Here is a 1,423-nt window from a genome sequence, read left to right as displayed (position 1 = left end):
GGGCAGCACCGCCCATTCGAGCCAGCGCAGATAGATGCCGGCCTGATGCGCCAGTGCCGGTTCCTGGCCCATGGCCAGCAGAATGCCTTCGCCGTGCCAAAGCACGAGCCAGATTGGGATCGAGATCAGGATCGCCAGCCACAGGCCCTGGCGCACGGTGCGGCGCAGGTCGCGCACCGAATAGCGGCGGCGGCCAAGCTCGGTGGCGATCATCGGCGATGTCGCCAGCATCAGGCCGAGGCCGAAGATCAGCGGCATGAAATAGAGGTTGGCGCCAAGCGCGCCACTGGCCAGCGTATCCGGCCCCAGCCGGCCCATCATCATGACGTCGGTGGCCGTCATCGCGGTCTGGCCGAGATTGGTCAGCACCATCGGCCAGGCGAGCGCCAGCGTCGCCCTGATTTCCTGACGCCAAAGATTTTCCGGCGCGCGAGCGCCGGCTTCGATCGCAGACATTGTTCCGCTCTTTCCAGATACGGCACGTCGGCATTAAAGCCGGAAGCCGCATTTCAAACGGCAAAACCTTCGGTTTCGCGGCGTTTGCGTCAGCTTCTGGACGAAACGCGACATGAAGGCAAGAGAGGAGGGACGGGAACGGATTGAGCCAGGGACCGGCCCCGGTGCTCTAGCGGATCGCGTCCAGCATCCGCCGCTGGCGGTGCATCTCGAGGAAAACCTTGTAGTCGCGGTCGAAACGCCCTGATGATTTCGGGTTCGACGCGCGCGTCCTGCCGCCTTGCTGCATGGCAAGACAGGCCGCGTTGAGGTCGGGAAACAGCCCGGCCGCGGTGGCGGCGATCATGCCGGTGCCGAGCAGCACCGCCTCGTCGGCCAGCGGCTCGATCACCGTGCAGCCGGTGGCGTCGGCATAGAGCTCCATCAACAGCGGGTTCTTGGTGTGGCCGCCGGTGACATGCAGCGTATCGATCAGATAGCCGTTCTCGTTCAGCGCCTCCAGCACGTGGCGCACGCCGAGCGCGATGCCGACGGCGGTGCGCCAGTAGAGTTTGCACAGGCTGTCGAAGGAGGAGTCCAGCGTCAGCCCGCTGACGACGCCGACGGCATGCGGATCGGCGAGCGGTGAGCGGTTACCATGAAAATCGGGCAGCACATGCAGCCGCGCGGCAAGGTTGTCGCCCTCGGTGGCGCGCAGCTCGGCGACACGCCTGGCGATCTTCGCATGCATGGCGGCATCCGGCTCGCCGCCGGCGCCGTGCCAGCGGATGATGTGGTCGAGCAGGGCGCCGGTCGCCGACTGGCCGCCTTCCGACAGCCACAGCCTGGGCAGCGCCGCGCCGTAATAGGGACCCCAGACGCCGGCGAAGGGCTGCGGATCCGGTGACATCGCCATGACGCAGCTCGACGTGCCGGCGATCAGCGCCAAATGCCGGCCGATGTCCTGTTGGTCGCCGGCACGTCGAGC

2 protein-coding genes are annotated in these 1,423 nt (G+C 66.7%); both read right to left on the bottom strand.

Annotated elements, in window-relative coordinates; translation table 11 throughout:
• Window positions 1–456 (bottom strand): MATE family efflux transporter (locus EN994_RS31390; RefSeq protein WP_245466138.1); only part of this gene is annotated, 456 nt, incomplete at its 3' end.
• A 169-nt stretch (window positions 457–625) separates the two neighbouring features.
• The coding region (locus EN994_RS31385) for an FGGY-family carbohydrate kinase (protein WP_245466137.1) at window positions 626–1,423 on the bottom strand (798 nt) is incomplete at its 5' end.

It is taken from the genome of Mesorhizobium sp. M7A.F.Ca.CA.002.09.1.1, assembly GCF_003998555.1.
In the GTDB taxonomy this organism is placed as follows: domain Bacteria; phylum Pseudomonadota; class Alphaproteobacteria; order Rhizobiales; family Rhizobiaceae; genus Mesorhizobium; species Mesorhizobium ciceri.
The sequence above is the reverse complement of the archived record's forward strand: the minus strand, read 5'-3'. Positions and strand labels throughout refer to the sequence as shown.